Source organism: Ancylomarina sp., assembly GCF_041555295.1.
Taxonomy (GTDB): Bacteria; Bacteroidota; Bacteroidia; order Bacteroidales; family Marinifilaceae; genus Ancylomarina.
In genome coordinates, this window is record NZ_JBFFKR010000273.1 from 1 (window position 1) to 4,443 (window position 4,443).

Genomic DNA, 4,443 nt, shown 5'->3' on the forward strand with positions numbered 1-4,443 from the left:
ACACTTATTCTTTCGCCTTATTTCATCGATTATGAATCAGAAAAGATAGGCAACTTCGTTGATCGATTTAGATATGAATTCAACTGTGAGCCTAACGATTATACATTTAGAGCTTATGATTTAACACTTTATTTCTCAATCGCAATAAAACGTTATGGTATTCGATTCTTCGATCATCTAAATGAAATTAAAGATATTGATTTACTTCAATCGAATTACGCTATCGAGAGCGTAAATGCTTGGGGAGGTTTTGAAAACAGAGGCCTTAAAATGATTAATTATTCTCCCGATTTCCTAATCAAATCACAAAAATTTGAGCCAATAATTAAAGCGCATCAAAATATCGACATATCAAAACAAACAATAAATCAATAATTCGATTCTAAAACATTGATACAAGAAACGCTACCTAGATGGTAGCCTTTCTTGTTTATTGCGGGTAGTTCAGATTCTCTTCGGTGAGATGACTTAAAACCTCCTTATGAAATTTCTTTGCTTCATCTCTGGCACCTTTCAGGTCATGGCTCTTGTAGTTACCACATTCGATTTTATCAGCACCTGGAATTTTATCATCAAATTCAGACATGAACTGAAACATTTCCTGAATGACATCAACAACATCCTCCGAAATTAAATCGCCATGAAAAATCATATAGAAACCAGTCCGACATCCCATCGGACCAAAGTAAATCGTCTTCTTTGCCCAATTTTCGTGATTTCTCAAGAAGGTTGCACACAAATGTTCCATGGTATGCATCGCCTCAATTTCCATTGCTGGTTCCTGATTTGGCAATTTTGTTCTAATATCAAAACTCGTTAGAACCTCGCTTCCAACATTATCCTTACGAGAAACATAAATGCCTCGCTTCAATCTGTCATGATCAACTGTAAAACTGTCTATCTTTTTCATATCATTCACTTTAATAGCAGCCAGAACATACAGTAATTGTAACAGATTTATTTTTGATTAAAATTATGCTTTAGCTAATTCTTGAATCATTTCCATCACCATATTACCAGAATTCACAGCTGCAGTCTCTACAAACTCTTCATACTGAACAGCATTCTCCTGTCCTGCAATATCCGAAATAGAACGGATAACAACAAATGGAACTTCAAATCGATGACAAGTTTGCGCGATAGCAGCGCCTTCCATTTCAACGGCATCAGCCTCAGGAATCAAATCTTTTATTCTCTTTGTTGCTTCAGGATTATTCATGAATTGATCACCCGTAACAATAGTACCACACTTAGTAGTCAAATTTGTTAATTTATGAATCGACTTATCAGCCAATTCAATCAACCGACTATCTGCAATAAAACTAGGAGGCATACCTGGGACTTGTCCATGCTTGTACCCAAAAACCGTACAATCAAAATCGTGGTGAATGGCTTCTTTAGAAATGACGATATCCCCCACCTTCAAATCAGAAATAAAACCACCGGCACAACCTGTATTTATGACAAAATCTGGAGCAAAATTGTCAATTAAAACTGCCGTTCCAATTCCAGCATTCACTTTTCCAATGCCCGATTGCAACAAGACAATATTTACACCATGAATCTGTCCCTTATAAAAAGTAAAACCAGCTTTATTGATTGCCTCTCTGTTCTTCAACTCATCACGAAGCCGGGTCACTTCAATTTCCATTGCTCCTATTATGCCTATAATCATTTTCTTCTTTTTATTAATCGTCCGTATTTAAAGTCTTGCAAAATTAACAAAGGAAACCGGATTCTTAAATTCATGATCAAAAAAGAATACCTTTTCAATTCATCCTATCATTTAGTATTAAATGCCAAACATTGATTATTATCAGTAATAATCGTACTTTAAAGCTCAATTTTAACTAGTGAACAAATAACAACTATGCTTAGTAATTCCATTTATAAATATCTACTCGATCTAAGAGAAAACAACAATCGAGATTGGTTTCATGCCAATAAAGCTCAATACAATAAGGCAAAAGAAGATTTTGAACTTTTCGTGGAACTAAGTATTGAGCAAATTAAACAAATAGATCCTTCTGTTGCAAGCAATAGTGCCAAGGATTGCATTTTCCGAATATTCCGTGACGTTCGATTCTCAAACGATAAACGTCCCTACAAAACTAATTTCGGTGCATTTATAGCCCGTGGTGGTCGCAAGTCGAGATACGGAGGCTACTATATTCATATTGAACCAGAACAATGTTTTCTTGGAGGTGGATGTTATATGCCCGAATCAAAAACTTTAAAAGCCATTCGAGAAGAAATTTATCATCATCCTGAAGAATTTAAATCTATAATTGAGAACCCGCAATTCGTCAATCATTATCCAGAACTATATGGTGAGAAACTAAAAACTGCTCCTCGTGGCTACGCTAAAGATTTTGAACATATTCACCTTTTAAACTATAAGCACTATGCTGTTAGTAAAGCGATATCTGATAAAATTGTAACTTCTGACCAATTCCCACTTGCCATTCACGAAGCTTTTGAAGTATTGCACCCTCTCAATCAATTTTTGAACGATATTATCGAAGATTTATAATTTTAATCTAAAAGCTATTTGGAATTAGTATCGATAAAAGAGATATTCGCAGTATAAAATCAAAACTGAATTATGAGTCAAAACGGGAATAGACTTAGTGGAGAAGAATTACACGAACTAGGCATTAAATGGGTGTACAAACACATAAAAGATGAATATGAAATTCTTTCTGTGAATGTCGAATTTGAAAAGAATCCTCAGATTCTAGCACGTAAGGATGAAGACATGTATTTCATTGTTGTAAAAACAAGCACCTACCCCGATTTAGGTTCGCTAAGTCCTAGTGCCGCTGAAGAAATCATCAAACATGCCGATAAGCACAAGGCAAAAATATTATTCGCAAATGTAGGTGTAGCCAATGCCGATGCTAAAGATGATTCAGGTATGGCATTTCCTGAAAAAGGAGGTCAATATTACATCAATTACAATGGTTTAAGTATTGAACCTAATATACTCATGCAGCCCTAAAATATTTTGCCATGCAAGATGATATTCAGAAGAAAAGACACGAATATACATTAAAACAACTCAAGGATGAAGATGTGGACGTGAATCCATTTATTCAATTTGACACTTGGTTCAAAATAGCACTTGAAGCTAATTTGCCTGATGCCAATGCGATGACATTAGCAACGGTCAATTCTGAAGGAAAACCTACCGCTAGAATCCTATTACTCAAAGATTACTCTGATGATGGTTATTGTTTTTTCACAAACTACCAGAGTCGAAAAGGCGAAGATTTAAAACAAAATCCATATGCTGCGATGGTATTCTTTTGGCCTCAATTAGAAAAACAAATTAGAATTGAAGGTCGGGTTGAAAGATTAGAACCTGAATATTCCGATAAATATTTCATGGAACGCCCCGTGGGCAGTCGCCGTGCTGCTGCAGTGTCTCCTCAATCTTCAATTTTAAAAAATAGAACTGATTTAGAACAAGCTGTTGAGGATTTCGAAAAAGAGTATGGTGAAAATTTTGAACGACCTGATTTCTGGGGAGGTTATAAACTTATACCTGAAAAATTTGAATTTTGGCAAGGTCGAGAAAACCGTTTAAATGATAGAATTGAATATGTTCTAAAAGATCACAACTGGATTTCTCACCGCTTAGCACCTTGATTTACAATCTAACTAGAAAAAGCCTTTTAATTAAGGCTTTTTTTGATTCCTACGAGCTTGAAAAATCACTATATTGTGGCTGACTTTCACTCAAATAGGACTTCTATAGAGTTTAGAATCTAACACTTCTTATTTATTAAAATAAAGATTACCTGACTAAATATGAGCATTTTCAAAAATACAGCTGAAAAAATTGCCCGGATAATATTAAACAACTTGTTAAGAAAACATTCTCGACGTGTAGAATTTCACAACATGAAGAGTGCCAATCATATTGGAATACTATTCGATACAAATCAAAAAGAAAATAATAGTATCGTTAGTGACTTTTATAGGGACTTAAAGGACCAAGGCTATAAAATAAATGTTGCAGGTTGGTATACTGGAACCGATATTCCTAAAAAACCATTAAACACCCTCGATTTCACTTACTTTTCTGAAGTGGACAGTAATTGGAAAGGCATTCCTCATACACATGAAATATCAGAGTTCTTTAAACAGAAATTTGATATTCTATTTGTTTTAACTCAGTCAGAAGAATTACCGATACAATATTTAGTATCTCTATCACCTGCAGCTTTTAAAGTCGGTGCAAATGCTAATAATGCTGATTACTTAGACTTTATGATTGAATTGAAAGAGAATGGATCAATAAAAGAGCTTATTCAAAACAGCATTAGTTACTTATCAGAAATCAAAAAAAACTAAAATATAATGTCACATCAATTTTCAGGAACTGGAGTCGCGATTATTACTCCTTTTCACACAGACGGGAGTATCGATTTTAACTCT

The 4,443-nt window shown here is 34.5% G+C and carries 7 protein-coding genes; 5 read left to right on the plus strand and 2 right to left on the minus strand.

Going from position 1 to position 4,443, the window contains the following annotated elements; translation table 11 throughout:
• The coding region (locus tag ABY905_RS14390; RefSeq protein ID WP_372645084.1) for a hypothetical protein at nucleotides 1-375 on the plus strand (375 nt) is incomplete at its 5' end.
• 55 nt (nucleotides 376-430) lie between these two features.
• Here ABY905_RS14390 and ABY905_RS14395 read toward each other — a convergent pair.
• Nucleotides 431-910, minus strand: coding sequence for an S-ribosylhomocysteine lyase (locus tag ABY905_RS14395; RefSeq protein WP_372645085.1), 480 nt, complete (start codon nucleotides 908-910; stop codon nucleotides 431-433).
• 63 nt (nucleotides 911-973) lie between these two features.
• A complete protein-coding gene (locus ABY905_RS14400; RefSeq protein ID WP_372645087.1) occupies nucleotides 974-1,675 on the minus strand; it encodes a 5'-methylthioadenosine/adenosylhomocysteine nucleosidase in 702 nt (233 codons plus the stop codon).
• Between the two features lie 195 nt (nucleotides 1,676-1,870).
• Between ABY905_RS14400 and ABY905_RS14405 the strand changes: the two genes are divergently transcribed.
• The 4 genes from ABY905_RS14405 (at nucleotide 1,871) to ABY905_RS14420 (ending at nucleotide 4,359) form a co-directional block, all read left to right on the plus strand.
• The gene (locus ABY905_RS14405; protein ID WP_372645089.1) at nucleotides 1,871-2,533 is read left to right on the plus strand and encodes a DUF2461 domain-containing protein; all 663 of its coding nucleotides are present in this window, start codon (nucleotides 1,871-1,873) and stop codon (nucleotides 2,531-2,533) included.
• A 72-nt stretch (nucleotides 2,534-2,605) separates the two neighbouring features.
• On the plus strand, nucleotides 2,606-3,001 hold the full coding sequence (locus tag ABY905_RS14410) for a hypothetical protein (RefSeq protein ID WP_372645092.1): 396 nt from the start codon (nucleotides 2,606-2,608) through the stop codon (nucleotides 2,999-3,001).
• A gap of 11 nt (nucleotides 3,002-3,012) precedes the next feature.
• Nucleotides 3,013-3,651 (plus strand): pyridoxamine 5'-phosphate oxidase, encoded by a 639-nt coding sequence (pdxH, locus tag ABY905_RS14415; protein WP_372645094.1) that lies wholly within the window; start codon nucleotides 3,013-3,015, stop codon nucleotides 3,649-3,651.
• Between the two features lie 162 nt (nucleotides 3,652-3,813).
• A complete protein-coding gene (locus tag ABY905_RS14420) occupies nucleotides 3,814-4,359 on the plus strand; it encodes a DUF6913 domain-containing protein (protein WP_372645096.1) in 546 nt (181 codons plus the stop codon).
• Nucleotides 4,360-4,443 lie beyond the last annotated feature (84 nt).

Coding starts and splice junctions, on each gene's coding strand:
- ABY905_RS14395 (WP_372645085.1), bottom strand. CDS start 910: ATGAAAAAGATAGACAGTTTTACAGTTGATCATGACAGATTGAAGCGA.
- ABY905_RS14400 (WP_372645087.1), bottom strand. CDS start 1,675: ATGATTATAGGCATAATAGGAGCAATGGAAATTGAAGTGACCCGGCTT.
- pdxH (WP_372645094.1), top strand. CDS start 3,013: ATGCAAGATGATATTCAGAAGAAAAGACACGAATATACATTAAAACAA.
- ABY905_RS14405 (WP_372645089.1), top strand. CDS start 1,871: ATGCTTAGTAATTCCATTTATAAATATCTACTCGATCTAAGAGAAAAC.
- ABY905_RS14420 (WP_372645096.1), top strand. CDS start 3,814: ATGAGCATTTTCAAAAATACAGCTGAAAAAATTGCCCGGATAATATTA.
- ABY905_RS14410 (WP_372645092.1), top strand. CDS start 2,606: ATGAGTCAAAACGGGAATAGACTTAGTGGAGAAGAATTACACGAACTA.